Annotated in this window: 14 protein-coding genes; 4 read left to right on the forward strand and 10 right to left on the reverse strand. The window is 69.4% G+C overall.

The genetic code is table 11. From position 1 onward, the window contains the following. Positions 1-41: 41 nt before the first annotated feature. The 4 genes from QMK30_RS33895 to QMK30_RS33910 all read right to left on the reverse strand — a co-directional run bounded on the left by QMK30_RS33895 (position 42) and on the right by QMK30_RS33910 (position 5,947). A complete protein-coding gene (locus QMK30_RS33895; RefSeq protein WP_283522180.1) occupies positions 42-1,505 on the reverse strand; it encodes a catalase in 1,464 nt (487 codons plus the stop codon). A 109-nt stretch (positions 1,506-1,614) separates the two neighbouring features. Beyond that, a complete protein-coding gene (locus tag QMK30_RS33900) occupies positions 1,615-3,513 on the reverse strand; it encodes a SpoIIE family protein phosphatase (RefSeq protein ID WP_283522181.1) in 1,899 nt (632 codons plus the stop codon). Between the two features lie 243 nt (positions 3,514-3,756). Next, on the reverse strand, positions 3,757-4,422 hold the full coding sequence (gene fomD / locus QMK30_RS33905) for a cytidylyl-2-hydroxypropylphosphonate hydrolase (protein ID WP_283522182.1): 666 nt from the start codon (positions 4,420-4,422) through the stop codon (positions 3,757-3,759). 118 nt (positions 4,423-4,540) lie between these two features. Then, entirely contained in the window at positions 4,541-5,947 is a 1,407-nt protein-coding gene (locus QMK30_RS33910) for a class II fumarate hydratase (protein WP_283522183.1), read from the reverse strand. Between the two features lie 105 nt (positions 5,948-6,052). On the opposite strand from QMK30_RS33910, the gene QMK30_RS33915 reads away from it, so the two are divergent. Next, the gene (locus tag QMK30_RS33915; protein ID WP_283522184.1) at positions 6,053-7,588 is read left to right on the forward strand and encodes a ricin-type beta-trefoil lectin domain protein; all 1,536 of its coding nucleotides are present in this window, start codon (positions 6,053-6,055) and stop codon (positions 7,586-7,588) included. 90 nt (positions 7,589-7,678) lie between these two features. On the opposite strand, the gene QMK30_RS33920 is transcribed toward QMK30_RS33915, so the two are convergent. Together QMK30_RS33920 and QMK30_RS33925 are read right to left on the reverse strand one after the other, a co-directional pair. Continuing rightward, entirely contained in the window at positions 7,679-8,368 is a 690-nt protein-coding gene (locus tag QMK30_RS33920) for a lipoprotein (protein ID WP_283522185.1), read from the reverse strand. 151 nt (positions 8,369-8,519) lie between these two features. Then, complete coding sequence (locus QMK30_RS33925) at positions 8,520-10,184, reverse strand: fumarate hydratase (protein WP_283522186.1); 1,665 nt, start codon at positions 10,182-10,184, stop codon at positions 8,520-8,522. Positions 10,185-10,362: 178 nt separating this feature from the next. Between QMK30_RS33925 and QMK30_RS33930 the strand changes: the two genes are divergently transcribed. Both QMK30_RS33930 and QMK30_RS33935 read left to right on the forward strand, forming a co-directional pair. Next, positions 10,363-11,034, forward strand: a complete 672-nt coding sequence (locus tag QMK30_RS33930; protein WP_283522187.1) for a DUF1707 SHOCT-like domain-containing protein — start codon at positions 10,363-10,365, stop codon at positions 11,032-11,034. Positions 11,035-11,126: 92 nt separating this feature from the next. Beyond that, on the forward strand, positions 11,127-11,507 hold the full coding sequence (locus QMK30_RS33935; RefSeq protein WP_283522188.1) for a WhiB family transcriptional regulator: 381 nt from the start codon (positions 11,127-11,129) through the stop codon (positions 11,505-11,507). A gap of 222 nt (positions 11,508-11,729) precedes the next feature. On the opposite strand, the gene glpX is transcribed toward QMK30_RS33935, so the two are convergent. Further along, positions 11,730-12,761, reverse strand: a complete 1,032-nt coding sequence (gene glpX / locus QMK30_RS33940) for a class II fructose-bisphosphatase (protein ID WP_283522189.1) — start codon at positions 12,759-12,761, stop codon at positions 11,730-11,732. 170 nt (positions 12,762-12,931) lie between these two features. On the opposite strand from glpX, the gene QMK30_RS33945 reads away from it, so the two are divergent. Then, a complete protein-coding gene (locus QMK30_RS33945) occupies positions 12,932-13,456 on the forward strand; it encodes a DUF4245 domain-containing protein (protein ID WP_283522190.1) in 525 nt (174 codons plus the stop codon). A 111-nt stretch (positions 13,457-13,567) separates the two neighbouring features. On the opposite strand, the gene QMK30_RS33950 is transcribed toward QMK30_RS33945, so the two are convergent. The 3 genes from QMK30_RS33950 to xseA form a co-directional block, all read right to left on the reverse strand. After that, positions 13,568-14,158, reverse strand: a complete 591-nt coding sequence (locus tag QMK30_RS33950; RefSeq protein WP_283522191.1) for a malonic semialdehyde reductase — start codon at positions 14,156-14,158, stop codon at positions 13,568-13,570. A gap of 355 nt (positions 14,159-14,513) precedes the next feature. Beyond that, positions 14,514-14,753, reverse strand: a complete 240-nt coding sequence (locus tag QMK30_RS33955; protein WP_283522192.1) for an exodeoxyribonuclease VII small subunit — start codon at positions 14,751-14,753, stop codon at positions 14,514-14,516. Positions 14,754-14,847: 94 nt separating this feature from the next. Next, positions 14,848-16,068, reverse strand: coding sequence for an exodeoxyribonuclease VII large subunit (gene xseA, locus QMK30_RS33960; protein WP_283522193.1), 1,221 nt, complete (start codon positions 16,066-16,068; stop codon positions 14,848-14,850). Positions 16,069-16,074: the final 6 nt, after the last annotated feature.

The following is a 16,074-nucleotide window of genomic DNA, read 5'->3' on the forward strand; positions in this document are numbered from 1 at the left end:
GCGGACACCCTCGGGTGTCCGCCGCACAGCCGCGTCAGGGATCAGACGGTCCCGTTCACCTGGGTGGCGATACGGTCACCGAGCCCCTTGTCGACGTTGCGCCAGTACTGCAGCGCGCGGTCGAGCACCGTCCGGCTCACGCCGTCCAGCAGGTGCCCGGAAATATTGGACACCAGCCGGTCGCGCGCGGCGTCGTCCAGGACCTCGCGCACCAAGGTGCCCGGCTGGCCCCAGTCGTCGTCCTCGCTGCGCAGCGTGTACGCGTGGTGCACCATCTCGCCCGACGTCGCCCAGCCGGCCGGCTCACCGAAGCGCTCGGTGTCGGCCGCGGGGCCGCCGTAGGAGTTCGGCGCGTACACCGCTCCCGTGCGGGACGGTTCGTACCGCATCGGCCCGTCCTTCGCGTACGAGTTGATCGGCGAACGCGGCCGGTTCGGCGGCAGCTGCTGATAGTTCGGGCCGATCCGGTACCGGTGGGTGTCCGGGTACGAGAAGAGCCGGCCGAGCAGCATCTTGTCCGGGGACGGGCCGATGCCCGGCACCAGGTTCGACGGTTCGAAGGAGGCCTGTTCGATGTGGACGAAGAAGTCCTCCGGGTTCTCGTCGAGGGTCATCCGCCCGACATCGATCAGCGGGTAGTCGCCCTGCGGCCACACCTTGGTGAGGTCGAAGGGGTTGAAGCGGTAGTCCGGGGCGTCGTCGAACGGCATGATCTGGACCTTCAGGGTCCAGCTCGGCGCGTTGCCCGACTTGATCGAGTCGAACAGGTCGCGGCGGTGGTAGTCGCCGTCGCTGCCCGCGAGGGCGTCGCCCTCGTCCTGGGTGAGGAACTCGATGCCCTGGTCGGTCTTGAAGTGGTACTTCACCCAGAACCGCTCACCGCCGGCGTTGACCCACAGATAGGTGTGGGAGCCGTAGCCGTTCATGTGGCGGTACGTCTTGGGGATGCCGCGGTCGCCCATCAGCAACGTCACCTGGTGCGCGGACTCGGGGGACAGCGTCCAGAAGTCCCACTGCATGTCGTGGTCGCGCACCCCGTTGTCCGGGCGGCGCTTCTGGGAGCGGATGAAGTCCTGGAACTTCATCGGGTCACGTACGAAGAAGACGGGAGTGTTGTTCCCGACGAGGTCGTAGTTGCCGTGCTCCGTGTAGAACTTCAGCGCGAAGCCGCGTGGGTCGCGCCAGGTGTCGGGCGAACCCTGCTCGCCCGCGACCGTCGAGAAGCGGGCCAGCATGTCCGTGCGTTTGCCCGGCTGGAACAGGTCCGCCTTGGTGAACTGGCTGACATCGTTGGTGACTTCGAAGAAGCCGTACGCGCCCGACCCCTTGGCATGGACCACTCGCTCGGGCACCCGTTCGCGGTTGAACTGGGCCATCTTCTCGATGAGGTAGTGGTCCTGCAGCAGAATCGGTCCGTCGGGCCCGATGGTGAGCGAGTGCTCGTCGCTCTCCACCGGGATCCCGGCGTTGTTGGTCGTGTACGGGGCCTTGGGTGCCTCGGTCACGAGCGTCCTCCCGTGGTGAGGGATGAGGGAATCAGGTCGCTTCGTCCACCACAGCAGTCAACTCCGCCGACGCGATGTCGGCAACACTTGGACACAGTCCAATTCTGGTTTATGTATGAGTGGCCAGTTCGAACCAGACCACCTTGCCGGACGACAGCCGGGTCGCTCCCCACCGTTTGGCCAGCCGGTTCACCAGGAAAAGCCCACGTCCGCCCTCATCGGTGTCGCGTGCCTTGCGCTGCCTCGGCAGCTGCGGAGAATCGTCGCCGACCTCGCAGCGCAGCACGTCCGTGCGCAGCAGCCGCAGCGTCACCGGACGCTCCGCGTACCGCACGGCATTGGTCACCACCTCGCTGACCAGCAGTTCCATCGAGTCCGACAGCTCCTCCATGCCCCATCGGGTGAGCGCCCTGCGGGCCAGCCTGCGGGCCCGGCCCGGAGCCTGCTCCTCCGGCTCCAGGAACCAGTACGCGACATCGCTCGGCGCGATCCCGTCGAAGCGGGCGGCGAGCAGCGCGATGTCGTCGTCCCGGTCGCCGGGCCCGAGCATGTCGAGCACCTCGTCGCACAGGGCCTCCAGGGGCGGCGGGTGGTCCGGGCCGGTCAGCTGAGCGGTCGCGGCCAGCCGCTCGCGCAGCTGCTCGATGCCGGTCCATACGTCGCGCAGCCGGGACTCGACCAGGCCGTCGGTGTACAGCAGCAGCGTGGCACCGGCCGGGGCGTCCAGCTCGACGGCCTCGAAGTCGACGCCGCCGACCCCGATGGGCGCGCCGGGCGGCACCCGCAGCACCTCGGCGCGGCCACCCAGGTGCAGCAGGACGGGCGGCGGATGCCCGGCGTTGGCGATGGTGATCCGGTGCGACACCGGGTCGTACACGGCGTACAGGCAGGTCGCCATGCGGTCGGTGCCCAGGCGCTGCGCCTGCTCGTCGAGGTGGTGCAGCACCTCCTGCGGCGGCAGGTCGAGACCGGCCAGCGTCTGGGCCGTGGTGCGCAGCTGTCCCATGATCGCCGCCGAGGTCATGGAGTGGCCCATGACATCGCCGACGACCAGTGCGACCCGGCTGCCGGGCAGCGGGATCGCGTCGTACCAGTCACCACCCACCCGGGCCGTCTCGGCGGCCGGCAGATAGCGCGAGGCGAGCCTGACGCCGGTCGGCTGGGGGAGTGAGTCGGGCAGCATGGTGCGCTGCAGCTCGTCGGCGATGTACGCCTCGCGCCCGTACAGCACGGCCTTGTCGATGCCGAGCGCCGTGTGGGTCGCCAGCTGGGCGGCCACCAGGAGGTCATTGGCCTCGAAGGCGGGCCGCTCGGGGCGCCGCAGGAAGACCGCGGCGCCGATCACCCGGCGCCGGCCGCGCAGCGGGGCGAGGATCGCGCGCCGCCCGTCCGGTAGGGCGATGGCGTCGCCGAGGAGCTCGGGCAGCGCCGCCAGCGCCGCGGAGGAGTCGCCGAACACCGGCCGTACGCCCCGCAGCACCTCGGCGAGCGCGCCGCCGCTGCGCACCTCGCACAGCTGCGGCGCGGGCAGTGGTTCGGCCTGGACGTCCAGCTCCGCCGCTCCGTCGTCGGCCAGCCGCAGCCGGTCGGTGCGGCGCAGGCGCAGCATGAACGGTACGGCGGGCCGCTCATCGCCGACCGGCAGCGGATCCCGCAGGTACACGAGGATCGCGTCGGAGAAGGTCGGAACCGATGCCCGGCACAGGCCGAGCACGATCTCGTCGAGATCTATGCCGCGGGCGATGCGTCGGGTGGCCGCGCCCACGAACCGCAGCCGGTCGCCCTCACTCCTCGCCGCGCCCGCGGGATCGGGCGTCGCTGCGGGATCGGAGAGCTCTGCGGCCGGCACGGGTTTCTGCGGGGGGACGGGAACGGGGGAGGCGGCAGGTCCTGGGACCGCTCCCTGGGCCTGGGCGGACATCTCCTCCTGTCGCGGCCGGGTGCGCTCGTGCTGACCGGCGGCCAGAGGCTGCCGGCCTTCGTGCGAGGTGGACTGGTGCTCCGTCACGCGTGGGGTTCCGTCCGTCCAGGGAGCTTGTGCGATGCAATCGCTTTGTGTGGCGATATACCCGCTCTGCGGGCGGCGTCGACAGGACGGCGGGCCGCGAACGTCACAGTCTCACTGCCGGGCACGGCTCCACCCCCCTGTGGTGACATACGGTCAAGTCTTGCTCCACGCCATCGGTTTGCCGGGGGCGCAGCCTTGCGGAGGACGATCCTACGTTTGAACCGTGGGGGCGCATCAAGGGTCTCACGACGCCATGTGCGCCGGAGTGCGGTCCCAGTCATCAGGCAATTTGGGGACAGTCCACCTCGGATCAGGGCGCCAGTCCTCCCAGCCGTCCCGAAACGGTGTTCCCCACGCGGAGATGACCTCGGCCGCCGCGCGCCCCGCCTCCCGTACGCGCCGCACCTGCTCCGTGTTCAGCAGTCCGGCCCGTCGGGCCTCGGTGAACTCGTCCTCGTCCAGCCAGTGCCAGCCGCGGTCGGGGTACACGGAGATGTCCAGGAAGTGGTCCTGTGAATCGACCCCGCCCGACCAGCGGGTCCTGGGTTCCTCAAGATTCACGTACCAGGATTTGAAGCGCCAGTCCTGCTCCCAGAACAGCCACACCGACCAGGGGTCGCCGGGCCGCGCCAGTTTGAGCACGCCCGTGCCGAACCAGCGCGAGGTGACCGTGGTGCGTGGGGCGGTGTACCGGGTCGCGAGCGGTTCCTCGTGCACCGGTGTTCCGTTGGCGAGCACCGGTTTCACACACTGCGTGCCGGGGGCCATCCACACCGCGAGAAGCTCGTCGGTGTCCTGGACGACGGTGACGGGACGGCAGATGTGGATCTGCTCGGTGGCATTGCCGCGGTAGCGCCAGAGGATGTGGTCCCCCGGCGCCCAACGCACCCTGCCTGCCGTATCTCTCATGAGCAGATCTTAGGAGTACGTGTACGGAGCCGCTGCTACCCGGGTCGGCCGGTGATCGCCCCCGCCTCCGTCACATCGGCTTCTCCGCCCGATGTCCCGCCCGCTGTTACGTCCGCTGTTACGGATGCGTCATGCGCAGTACGTCCAACGCCTCGTCCAACTGCTCCACCGTCAGGTCGCCCCGCTCGACGTATCCCGATTCCAGGACGACTTCGCGGATCGTCCTGCGCTCGGCGAGGGACTTCTTGACGACCTTCGCCGCCTCCTCGTACCCGATGTACTTGTTGAGCGGGGTGACGACGGACGGGGACGACTCCGCGTACTCACGGGCCCGTTCGACGTTGGCGGTGATGCCGTCGACCGTGCGGTCCGCGAGCAGCCGGGACGCGTTGGTGAGCAGCCGCACCGACTCCAGGACGTTCTTGGCCATCACCGGGAGCATCACATTGAGCTCGAAGTTGCCCGCGGCGCCGGCTGTCGCGACGGTCACATCATTACCGGTCACCTGGGCCGCGACCATCAGCACGGCCTCCGGAATGACCGGATTGACCTTGCCGGGCATGATCGACGAGCCCGGCTGGAGGTCGGGAAGACTGATCTCGGCCAATCCTGTGCGCGGGCCGCTGGCCATCCAGCGCAGGTCGTTGCAGATCTTGGTGAGGGAGACCGCGACGGTGCGGAGCTGCCCGGACGTCTCGACGAGACCGTCGCGCGCGCCCTGCGCCTCGAAGTGGTCGCGGGCCTCGGTGAGCGGCAGCCCGGTGGCGCGGGCGACCTCGGCGATCACGGCCGCGGAGAAGCCCGGCGGGGTGTTGATGCCGGTGCCGACCGCGGTGCCGCCGAGGGGCAGTTCGGCCAGCCGGGGCAGGGACGCCTCCAGGCGCTCCACGCCGTACCTGATCTGCGCGGCGTAACCGCCGAACTCCTGGCCCAGCGTGACCGGGGTGGCGTCCATCAGGTGTGTACGGCCGGACTTGACGACCTGCGCGAACTCGGCGGACTTGCGCTCCAGCGCCTCCGCGAGATGCCCCAGCGCGGGGATCAGGTCGCCCGTCACGGCGGCGGTCGCCGCGATGTGGATGGAGGACGGGAAGACGTCGTTCGACGACTGCGACGCGTTCACATGGTCGTTGGGGTGGACGGGGCTGCCGAGCCGCTCGGTGGCGAGCGTGGCGACGACCTCGTTCATGTTCATGTTGGAGGACGTGCCGGAGCCGGTCTGGAAGACGTCGACCGGGAAGTGCTCGTCCCAGCGGCCGTCGGCGACCTCGCCCGCGGCGGCGGCGACGGCCGCGGCGATGTCCTTGTCGATCACCCCGAGCTCCGCGTTGACCTGGGCGGCGGCGGCCTTGATCCGGGCCAGTGCCTCGATGTGGGCCCGCTCCAGGCGCTGCCCGGAGATCGGGAAGTTCCGCACGGCGCGCTGGGTCTGGGCCCGCCACTTGGCGTGCGCGGGCACCCGCACCTCGCCCATCGAATCGTGCTCGACGCGGTAGCCGTCGTGATCGTGGTCGTCGGTCGTCATCAGTGGTACCTCCTGCAAAAGTTGAGCACTTGTCTTGTTCTACGTATTCCCAAGTCGCCTACTGACCAGTAAATACCGGGGGTAACAAGAAACCGGGGAGGCGCAATGACGCGCAACAGACACAGAGTTCGCAGCACGTTCGCGGCCGCCGTCGCGCTGACGGCGGCGCTCGGCGGGATGGCGTTCACCACCACCACCCCCGCCACCGCCGCCGAGGCGACGGCCGAGCGTGCCGCGGCATCCGTACCCCTGCCGCCCGAGCTGGAGAAGATCCGCGCGGCCGAGGCCACCAAGCTCTACGGCGACCCGGCCGAGCGCCCGCTCGGCGACCGCAAGTCCGGGCTGATCTCGCTGGGCGACAGCGAGATCTCCGGCGAGGGCGTCGGCACCTACGAGCCGGGCACCAACGGCCCCGACAACTGGTGCCACCGCTCGCCCGACGCCGCCATCCACCGCACCGGCATCGCCGCCGATGTCACCTACAACGTCTCCTGCTCGGGCGCGTACTCCGGAAACATCAAGATCGGCGGCTCCAAGCAGTACACCGACGAGCTCGTCCAGAGCGACAACCTCGCGGTCAAGGCCCGCAACACGAAGATCAAGATGGTGCTGCTCGTCGCGGGGGCCAATGACGACCTCCAGTTCGGGCCCGTCATGACGGACTGCGTCACCCGCTGGCTGCTCATCCAGGGCACCTGCGAGCCCAAGTACCAGCCGGGCTGGCAGGCGCGCGTCGACGCGCTCGTCCCCAAGGTCGAGCAGACCCTGCGCGACCTGCGGACCGTCATGCGCGACGCGGGCTACGCCGACGGCGACTACAAGCTGGTCACGATGGGCTACCCCAGCCCCATCGGCCCCGACTTCAAGGACAACCCGAAGTTCCCCGGCAAGATCATCGGCGGCTGTACGGGGTACGACTCCGACGCCGCGTGGGGACGCGACAGCGCCGTCCCGGCCTTCGAGCGCGGCATGCGCACGGCCGCCGCGAACACCGGCTCCGTCTATCTCGACAACTCGCGCCTCTTCCACGGACATGAGGTGTGCATGGAGGACTCCTGGGCGCGCGGCCTGTACGTCGACATCACCAACCCCTTCCCGCCGGACTCCAACTCGCTCCGCCAGTCCTTCCATCCGAACACGCGAGGCCACGAGGCCTTCGCGTCCTGCCTCACTCAGGTGTACAACTCGGGTCTGCGTGAAGCGGGTTGCGCGGATCCGGCGAGCACGGGAAAGCCTGCCCTGTTCGCGGGCGCCTGGGACGACGCGTACAAGCCACTGAAGAACACCGGCACCGGCAGCTGCGTCGACGTACCCGCTTCGACGACCCGCAACGGCACGGCCGTCGGCGGCTGGGACTGCCACGACGGGCGCAACCAGGGCTGGTGGTACGACAGCGCCCAGAAGTCGCTGCGCACCGAACTGACCCACGACCGCTGCCTGGACGTCCCCGGCGCGACGTATCAGGCGGGGGCCGGGCTGATCCTCTGGAACTGCTCGGGCGCTGCCAACCAGCAGTTCGTGCAGCAGCAGGACACGCTGCGCCCCGCGGCGGCCTCCGGGCTGTGCGTGACCCTCGCGGGTGCGAAGGACCAGCTGAGGCTCCAGCCCTGCACAGGGGCGGCGAACCAGCGCTTCGTCTGAGCGTCCACCGACCCATGGTGACCCTGTGACGGGATCTGCCCCCGCTCGTGTGCCGGGCGGGGGCAGATCCGCTTCGTACGAGTGCCCGGGTCAGGAGGCGCGGACGGTCTTGCGGGCCAGCTCGTACCCGGGGAGCATCCCGGCGCTCTCCTGGTTGTCCAGCCCGCCGAGCTGCACGATGACGACCCCGTCCGGTGCGGCGACGGCGAACGCCTGCTCCTGCTGCGGTTCGTCCCAGAGCGCGCTTTCGGTCGTGTAGCGGACTTCGACGGCTGGAAGAGCGCCCGCCTTGATCTCGCTGTAGGTGATCTTCGAGGCCTTGCGCTCCTCCGCGACGAACGCTTCGAGGGTCTTGCGCGGCGTCGCCCCCGGCTCCCCGGTCCAGACCCGCATGAACCCGACGTACCCCGTGGGCTTCGCGTCGATCTCGCAGACCGTCTTCACGGTGCCCTGCTCGGTCAGGTCGGCCAGCGGGTCGTCGGGGCCGCTCACGGTGATGGCCTTCGGCTTCCAGTCGGGCGCCAGGTCGAAGGACACGGGCATCACGCACGCCGTGCCCGAGCCGCCCAGCGAACGGCCCTTCGGGGCGGCCTTGGCCTCCGACTTCTTCACCCCGGACTTCTTCACCCCGGACTTCTTCGCCGCTGACTTCTTTGCCGCAGGCGTCGCGGTCGCTGCGCCGGCCCCCGACTCCGCCCCCGACGAACAGCCCGCGAGTACGCCGACCGCCAGCGCCGCCGCGACCATGCCCGCTGTCGAATGCCGCCCTGTACCGCGCACGTGGTAGCCCCCGCCTCGATGAGTGCTCGCCCAGGGCCCGATCGGCCCTCGGCGAGTCAAAGAAGTCAGAGCTTACGGACCGGGATGGAGGTGAACGTCGGGGCGGGTGCCCATGGGGTGCAGACGTCGTTGCCCGTGCCCCCCGGCGTCGTTACGCCAGGCCCGGCCCGCGGACCGGAATCGATGTGAACGTGGGGGCCGGGGCCGGTTCCGTGAAGAAGTCGTTGCCCTTGTCGTCCACCACGATGAACGCGGGGAAGTCCTCGACCTCGATCCGCCAGACCGCCTCCATGCCGAGCTCCTCGTACTCGACGACCTCGACCTTCTTGATGCAGTCCAGCGCGAGGCGCGCAGCGGGGCCGCCGATCGAGCCCAGGTAGAAGCCGCCGTGGCTGTCGCACGCGTCCGTGACCTGCTGCGAGCGGTTGCCCTTGGCCAGCATGACCTTCGAGCCGCCCGCCGCCTGGAACTGCTCGACGTAGGAGTCCATACGCCCGGCGGTCGTCGGGCCGAAGGACCCGGAGGCGTACCCCTCGGGCGTCTTGGCCGGTCCCGCGTAGTACACCGGGTGGTCCTTCAGGTACTGCGGCATCTCCTCGCCCGCGTCGAGCCGCTCCTTGATCTTGGCGTGCGCGAGGTCGCGCGCCACGACCAGCGGCCCGGTCAGCGAGAGCCGGGTCTTCACCGGGTACTTGGTGAGCTCGGCGAGGATGTCGTCCATCGGCCGGCGCAGGTCGACGCGTACGACGTCGCCCTCGTCCAGGTGCTCCTCGGTGGTGTCCGGCAGGAAGCGGGCCGGGTCCCTCTCCAACTGCTCCAGGAAAACACCCTCGGCGGTGATCTTCGCGACGGCCTGACGGTCCGCCGAGCAGGACACGGCGATGGCGACGGGCAGCGAGGCGCCGTGCCGCGGCAGGCGCACCACCCGCACGTCGTGGCAGAAGTACTTGCCGCCGAACTGCGCGCCGATGCCGATCTTCTGCGTCAGCTCGAAGACCTTCTCCTCCAGCTCCTTGTCGCGGAAGCCGTGGCCGGTCGGCGAGCCCTCGGCGGGCAGCTCGTCGAGGTAGTGCGCCGATGCGTACTTGGCGGTCTTGAGCGCGAACTCGGCCGACGTACCGCCGACGACGATCGCCAGGTGGTACGGCGGGCACGCGGCCGTGCCCAGCGAGCGGATCTTCTCCTCCAGGAACTTCATCATGGAGGCCTCGTTCAGGACGGCCTTCGTCTCCTGGTAGAGGAACGACTTGTTTGCCGAGCCGCCGCCCTTGGCCATGAAGAGGAACTTGTACGCGCCGCCGTCCGTCGCGTACAGCTCGATCTGGGCCGGCAGGTTCGAGCCGGTGTTCTTCTCGTCCCACATGGTCAGCGGGGCCATCTGGGAGTACCGCAGATTGAGCTTGGTGTACGCGTCGAAGACGCCGTGCGAGAGGGCTTCCTCGTCGCCGCCCTCGGTGAGGACGTTCTGGCCGCGCTTGCCCATGACGATCGCCGTGCCGGTGTCCTGGCACATCGGCAGCACGCCCGCCGCCGCGATGTTCGCGTTCTTCAGCAGGTCGAGCGCGACGAACTTGTCGTTGGAGGAGGCCTGCGGGTCGTCGATGATCCGGCGCAGCTGCGCGAGGTGGGCCGGCCGCAGATAGTGCGAGATGTCGTGCATCGCCTCGGCGGCGAGCGTGCGCAGCGCCTCGGGATCGACCTTGAGGAACGTCCGGCCTTCGGCCTCGAAGGTGGAGACGCCCTCTGCGGTCACCAGCCGGTACGGCGTGGTGTCCTCTCCCAGGGGGAGCAGATCGGAGTATGCAAACTCTGGCATTGCGGCCATTCCTTACTCGGCGACGGCAACTGGCCTCCATTGGCGCAGCGCGTCCACCAGCGTAAGACGCCCCTCGGACAGCGAGCCGGTGAGGTAAGGCTCAGTTGTCCCCGACTGCCGGCCGATACCCCGAAGCAGGGGCTAGTCGCGATCTATCGCGTCTGGGTAGTCTGGGTGGGTGGACCTTGAGAAGCGCCCCCAGCAGCCGGCCGCCCCCGCGATGCCCGCCGAGCCCGCCATCCGCGCGTCCGACGAGGACCGCGACCGGATCGCGGACATCCTGCGCGAGGCGATGGCCGTGGGCAGGCTGACGGCCGACGAGCACGCCGACCGCATCGACGCCGTGTACCGCGCCAAGACCGTCGCCGAGCTCGAACCGCTGGTGCGGGACCTTCCGGTGCCGGACGGCCGCGCCGGGTCCTCATCGGCGCCGTACGCCCCGGACGATTCGCCGGGCCCGGTCACCGCCGAGAACCTGGTCGCGATCTTCAGCAGCTCGACTCGCAAGGGCCGTTGGCGCATCGGCCGCAAGACCAACGCCTTCGCGCTCTTCGGCAGCGTCGAGATCGATCTCACCGAGGCGCTCTTCGGACAGCGGACGACCGTGATCAACGCGACCGCGATTTTCGGCAGCATCGAGGTGCGGGTCCCGGAGAACATCTCGCTGCGCGGCAGCGGCACCGGCATCCTCGGAAACTTCGAGGTCGAAACGCTCGAAGCACACGACCCGCAGGCGCCCGTCGTGACGATCAACGGGTTCTCCGTGCTGGGCAGTATCGAGGCGAAACCCAAGCGCGGTAAGCGCATTGCGGATCTTCACGATCGCATGCGCAAACACTTTGGGGCCTGACGTCCTTCGAAACTCAGTGCATAGGCTCGCGCACAGCGGGTAGGGACTGCTTCATCGTCGCTCGCTCCCGAAGTCGTCGTCAGGAGTAGACCGTGCTGCATCCGCCGCATCAGTCCCTGCAGGTCGCCGCCCTTCCGTCACAGCGTGCGCCGGCGCGGGATCAGGCTGGCCCCTGGCACTCGGAGGCGGTGTGCCGCCGGGACGAAGCCGGGCTGTTCTTCGCCCCCTCCAAGGAGCCGACAGCCGCGAGGCTGGCGCGGGAGGAAGCTGCGAAGAGGGTCTGCGCACGATGCCCGGTGATGGTCGAGTGCCGGGAGCACGCACTGCTCCAGCCCGAGCCGTACGGCGTGTGGGGTGGATTGACCGCGGCCGAGCGCAGGGTGGTGCTGGCCCGGCGCAGGCGGCGCGAAATAGAGCTCAGCAACCTCGGCGGCACGGCCCCGGCCGAAGAGCGGATCGCCGCCGCGGGCTGATCAGGCCTGCTGTTTCCGGATCGCTGTTCAGGCCGTTGTTCCGGCCTGCGTTCACGCCTGCGTTCACGCCTGCTGTTCCAGGCTCGTGCCCGGCTTTGTGCCGCGTACATGTCCGTGTCGCGCCCAGTCTCGTATCGCGTACGAGAAAGGGGCGCCCCCGCTGCACAACGGGGCCGCCCCTTTCTCGTACGCCGTACTGGTACCGCTCGCTCCGCTTGGCCGCTACTTCCCGCGGTCGAAGTCGATGGCGCTGTAGGCGCGCAGCTTCGACAGCCGGTGCGTGGAGTCGATCTGGCGGATCGTGCCCGACTTGGAGCGCATCACCAGGGACTGGGTGGTGGCGGTCTCGGCGCGGTAGCGGACGCCGCGCAGCAGCTCGCCGTCCGTGATGCCGGTGGCGACGAAGAACACGTTATCGCCGCTGACCAGGTCGTTCGTGTGCAGCACACGGTCGAGGTCGTGCCCCGCGTCGAGCGCACGCTGGCGCTCCGCCGCGTCCTTGGGCCACAGCTTGCCCTGGATCGTGCCACCGAGGCACTTGATCGCGCAGGCCGAGATGATGCCCTCCGGTGTGCCGCCGATGCCCATCAGCAGGTCGACACCGGTGCCTTCGCGCACCGCCATGACAGAGCCCGCGACATCGCCGTCGGAGATGAACTTGATGCGGGCGCCCGTCTCGCGGATCTCCTTGACGATGCCCTCGTGACGGGGGCGGTCGAGGATCATCACGGTGACGTCTTCGGGGGTGGAGTGCTTGGCCTTGGCCACCCGGCGGATGTTGACCGAGACCGGGGCGTTGATGTCGACGAAGTCGGCTGCCTCGGGCCCGGTGACGAGCTTGTCCATGTAGAAGACCGCGGACGGGTCGAACATGGTGCCGCGGTCGGCGGCGGCGAGTACGGCGATGGCGTTCGGCATGCCCTTGGCGTTCAGCGTCGTACCGTCGATCGGGTCGACGGCGATGTCGACCTCCGCGCCGGTGCCGTCGCCGACCCGCTCTCCGTTGAAGAGCATCGGGGCTTCGTCCTTCTCGCCTTCACCGATGACGACGATGCCGTTCATCGAGACGGTCGAGACAAGGGTCCGCATGGCCTTCACCGCAGCGCCGTCCGCGCCGATCTTGTCACCGCGGCCGACCCACCGCCCGGCGGCCATGGCAGCGGCCTCGGTGACCCGGACGAGCTCCAGGGCCAGGTTGCGGTCGGGAGCCTCGGGCGAGACTTCGAGCTGAGACGGAAGATGGTGCTCGGTCATCGGAGCGCACCTTTCTGTACGGCGACGGCCGGAAAAGAGGGTGCTACGACTCTATCGGTACGTCGATAAAATGAGCAGAGCGGGTCACGTATGAGCGCCGTACTGTGATCCGCGCTGTGATCCGGGACCCCTGGAGCAGGCGTCCGCCCGGCATGGGGGACGATGGAGGGGTGGCAGGTACGAAGGGCAAGCAGACGGTCCGGGACATGGTGCTTTCGATGGCGGTGATCGGAGCCGTCGTCGCGAGTATCTACGTCTTCATCCCGCACGACGAGAAGAAGGACCCGACCCGCACGGTCGACTACCGGGTCGAACTCATCACGGCGAGGCGCGCCGCACGGTACCCCGTGGCGGCCCCGGTGGGCCTGCCCGAGACCTGGCGGCCGACGTCCGTGTCGTACCGGGGGCAGGACGAGGACGCCTGGCACCTGGGCTTCCTGGACCCGGACGACGAGTACGTCGCGGTCGAGCAGTCGAGCGGTCCCGTTGAGCGCTTCGTGCGGACGGTCAGCCAGCAGGCGACGAAGACGGACCGGACCCAGCAGGTCGGCTCGGAGAGCTGGCAGCGTTGGGAGGGCCCGAAGTACGACGCGCTGGTGCGCGCCGAAAAGGGCGTGACGACGGTGGTCACGGGCACCGCCCCGCACGAGCAGCTGGTGAAGATGGCTGCCGCGCTGGAGGAGAAGAAGTCCTGACCCGACGTCCATACGACGATGCCGCCGCACCTTTCGGGTGCGGCGGCATCGTCGTGCGTGCAAGGCCCTGACGTACAGGGCTCTGACGCACGGGGTTCGTACGTACGGGGCTCAGACGGTCGTGATGACCTCGTCGTAGGCCAGACGCGGGGAGCGCGGGAACCAGGCGTCCTCGCCCGGCTTGCCGATGCTGACGACCATCAGCGGGGTGTGGTCGTCGTCCAAGAACTCCTTCTGGACGCCGGCGAAATCGAAGCCGGTCATCGGGCCGGCGGACAGGCCGGCGGCGCGGACGCCGACGATGAAGTACGCGGCCTGCAGGGCGGCGTTGAGGCCTGCGGCCTGCTCGCGGGCCGGGCGCTCGGTGAAGAACACGTCCTTGGCCTGCGGGAAGTGCGGGAACAGCGCCGGGAGCTCCTGGTGGAACTCGTTGTCCGCGGCGAGGATCGCGACCAGCGGGGCGGTGGCGGTCTTGGGCCGGTTGCCCTCGGCCATGTGCGAGACCAGGCGCTCACGCGCTTCGGCCGAGCGGACCAGGACGACGCGCAGCGGCGACTGGTTGAACGCGGTCGGCCCGTACTTGACCAGGTCGTAGATCGCCTGGACCTGCTCCTCGGTCACCGGCTCGTCGGCGAACGTGTTGGCGGTGCGGGCCTCACGGAAAAGGAGGTCCTGGGCGGCGGGGTCAAGAACGAGAGACATGCGACTTACCTTCCGGACGTGCAAGGGGTTCAAGCGATGCACTCACGGTAGGACGTTTTAGATTAAGTTTCAACTAAAATTGGATCTTCGTGATCTGATTCACACGCCTAACGACCTCACCCGCGATTGACAGTGGGAGAAGGAGCGACGTCTGGGGCCTTCGAATCCAAGGCGGAGGAGGGAGTGATGCCGGAGCCATCGCGACTGACGACAACGCCGGAGGCGGAGGTCCCAGGCGCCGCGACGCCGCTGCCAATCGTGGGTGAGGTCGTAAGGACTTTCCGGGCGGATCGGGCCTCTTTGCTGCCCCCCAGCTGTCCGGTCGTCCGGTCGCCCCGCTGCCCGGGTGTCCCGCTCAGGCCTTCGACGGCTCCGCCGGGTCCGCCAGTGCCGCGTCCAGGCGAGCGCGGGCACCCTCCAGCCAGTGGCGGCAGACCTTCGCCAGCTCCTCGCCCCGCTCCCACAGGGCCAGCGAGTCCTCCAGCGTCGTGCCGCCCGCCTCCAGGCGGCGTACGACATCGATCAGCTCGTCCCTGGCCTGCTCATAGCCCAGTGCCGCGGTCGCCGTCGCCGCTGCCTCGTCCGTCTTCGCCATGTCATCCACCCTACGCATCGGCTGTCCCTCCCCAGGAGGGCTCGCTCGTCCGTCCCATGCCCGCCGCGCGACCCGGGAGCCCCGCGCGCGGCTCTCACCCGGTGGCTGTGTCCGCCACCCGCACCATGAACTCGCCCTCCGCGACCCGGGCCCGCAGCTCCTGCTCCGGGGCCATGTCGTCCGCCGAGCGCACCACCGCTCCGTCCGCCGTCTGCAGTACGGCGTACCCGCGCTCCAGCGTCGCGGCCGGCGACAGCGCCACCACCCGCGCCCGGGTGTGCGAAAGCTCGGAGTCGGCGCGGTCCAGGAGATGCCCGAGCGTGCGGCGGCTGCGTGCGAGCAACGCCTCGATCTCGTCCTCGCGCTCCTCCACCATCCGCTGCGGGCGCTCCATCACCGGCCTGGCCAGCGCGTGCGCCAGGCCCCGCTCCTCGCGGTCGATCAGCCCCTGCACGGTCCGCAGGGCCCGGTCCCGCAGCTGCTGGACGCGGTCCAGCTCCTCCCCGACGTCCGGCACGACCTTCTTCGCCGCGTCCGTCGGTGTCGACGCCCGCAGGTCAGCCACCAGGTCGAGCAGCGGCGAGTCCGGCTCGTGCCCGATCGCGGACACCACCGGCGTACGACATCCGGCCACGGTCCGTACGAGCTGCTCGTCGGAGAACGGCAGCAGGTCCTCGACGCTGCCGCCGCCCCGCGCCACGATGATCACGTCGACGTCCGCCAGCTCGTCCAGCTCCTTGACCGCCTGAACGACCTGGGCCACCGCGTGCACCCCCTGCACCGCCACATTGCGCACCTCGAAGCGCACGGCCGGCCAGCGGCGGCGCGCGTTCTCCAGGACGTCCCGCTCGGCCGCCGACGCGCGTCCGGTCACCAGACCGATGCGCTGCGGAAGGAAGGGCAGTGGTCGCTTGCGGTCCAGGGCGAACAGCCCCTCGCCGGCGAGGGACTTCTTCAGCTGCTCCAGCCGGGCGAGCAGCTCGCCGATGCCCACCGGCTTTATTTCGGTGGCCCGCAGCGAGAGCTGACCGCGCGGCGCGTACCACTCGGGCTTGGCGTGCACGATGACACGCGCGCCCTCCGACACGACATCCGCGATCGCGTCGAAGACCTGGCGATAGCACGTCACGGCCACCGAGATGTCGTGGGAAGGGTCCCGCAGGGTCAGAAAGACGACCCCGGCGCCGGGCCTGCGCGACAGCTGCGTGATCTGCCCCTCGACCCACACGGCTCCGAGCCGGTCGATCCACCCGCCGATGAGGCGCGAGACCTCACCGACGGGCAGCGGCGCTTCCGCAGACGTATTGAGAGCCATGTACGC

Source organism: Streptomyces sp. H27-C3, from assembly GCF_030063415.1.
Lineage (GTDB): Bacteria > Actinomycetota > Actinomycetes > Streptomycetales > Streptomycetaceae > Streptomyces.

What these genes read in the sequence shown, in the direction of transcription:
- fomD (WP_283522182.1), bottom strand. Translation starts at nt 4,422, where the DNA reads ATGAGAGATACGGCAGGCAGGGTGCGTTGGGCGCCGGGGGACCACATC.
- QMK30_RS33910 (WP_283522183.1), bottom strand. Translation starts at nt 5,947, where the DNA reads ATGACGACCGACGACCACGATCACGACGGCTACCGCGTCGAGCACGAT.
- QMK30_RS33915 (WP_283522184.1), top strand. Translation starts at nt 6,053, where the DNA reads ATGACGCGCAACAGACACAGAGTTCGCAGCACGTTCGCGGCCGCCGTC.
- QMK30_RS33925 (WP_283522186.1), bottom strand. Translation starts at nt 10,184, where the DNA reads ATGCCAGAGTTTGCATACTCCGATCTGCTCCCCCTGGGAGAGGACACC.
- glpX (WP_283522189.1), bottom strand. Translation starts at nt 12,761, where the DNA reads ATGACCGAGCACCATCTTCCGTCTCAGCTCGAAGTCTCGCCCGAGGCT.
- QMK30_RS33950 (WP_283522191.1), bottom strand. Translation starts at nt 14,158, where the DNA reads ATGTCTCTCGTTCTTGACCCCGCCGCCCAGGACCTCCTTTTCCGTGAG.
- QMK30_RS33955 (WP_283522192.1), bottom strand. Translation starts at nt 14,753, where the DNA reads ATGGCGAAGACGGACGAGGCAGCGGCGACGGCGACCGCGGCACTGGGC.
- xseA (WP_283522193.1), bottom strand. Translation starts at nt 16,068, where the DNA reads ATGGCTCTCAATACGTCTGCGGAAGCGCCGCTGCCCGTCGGTGAGGTC.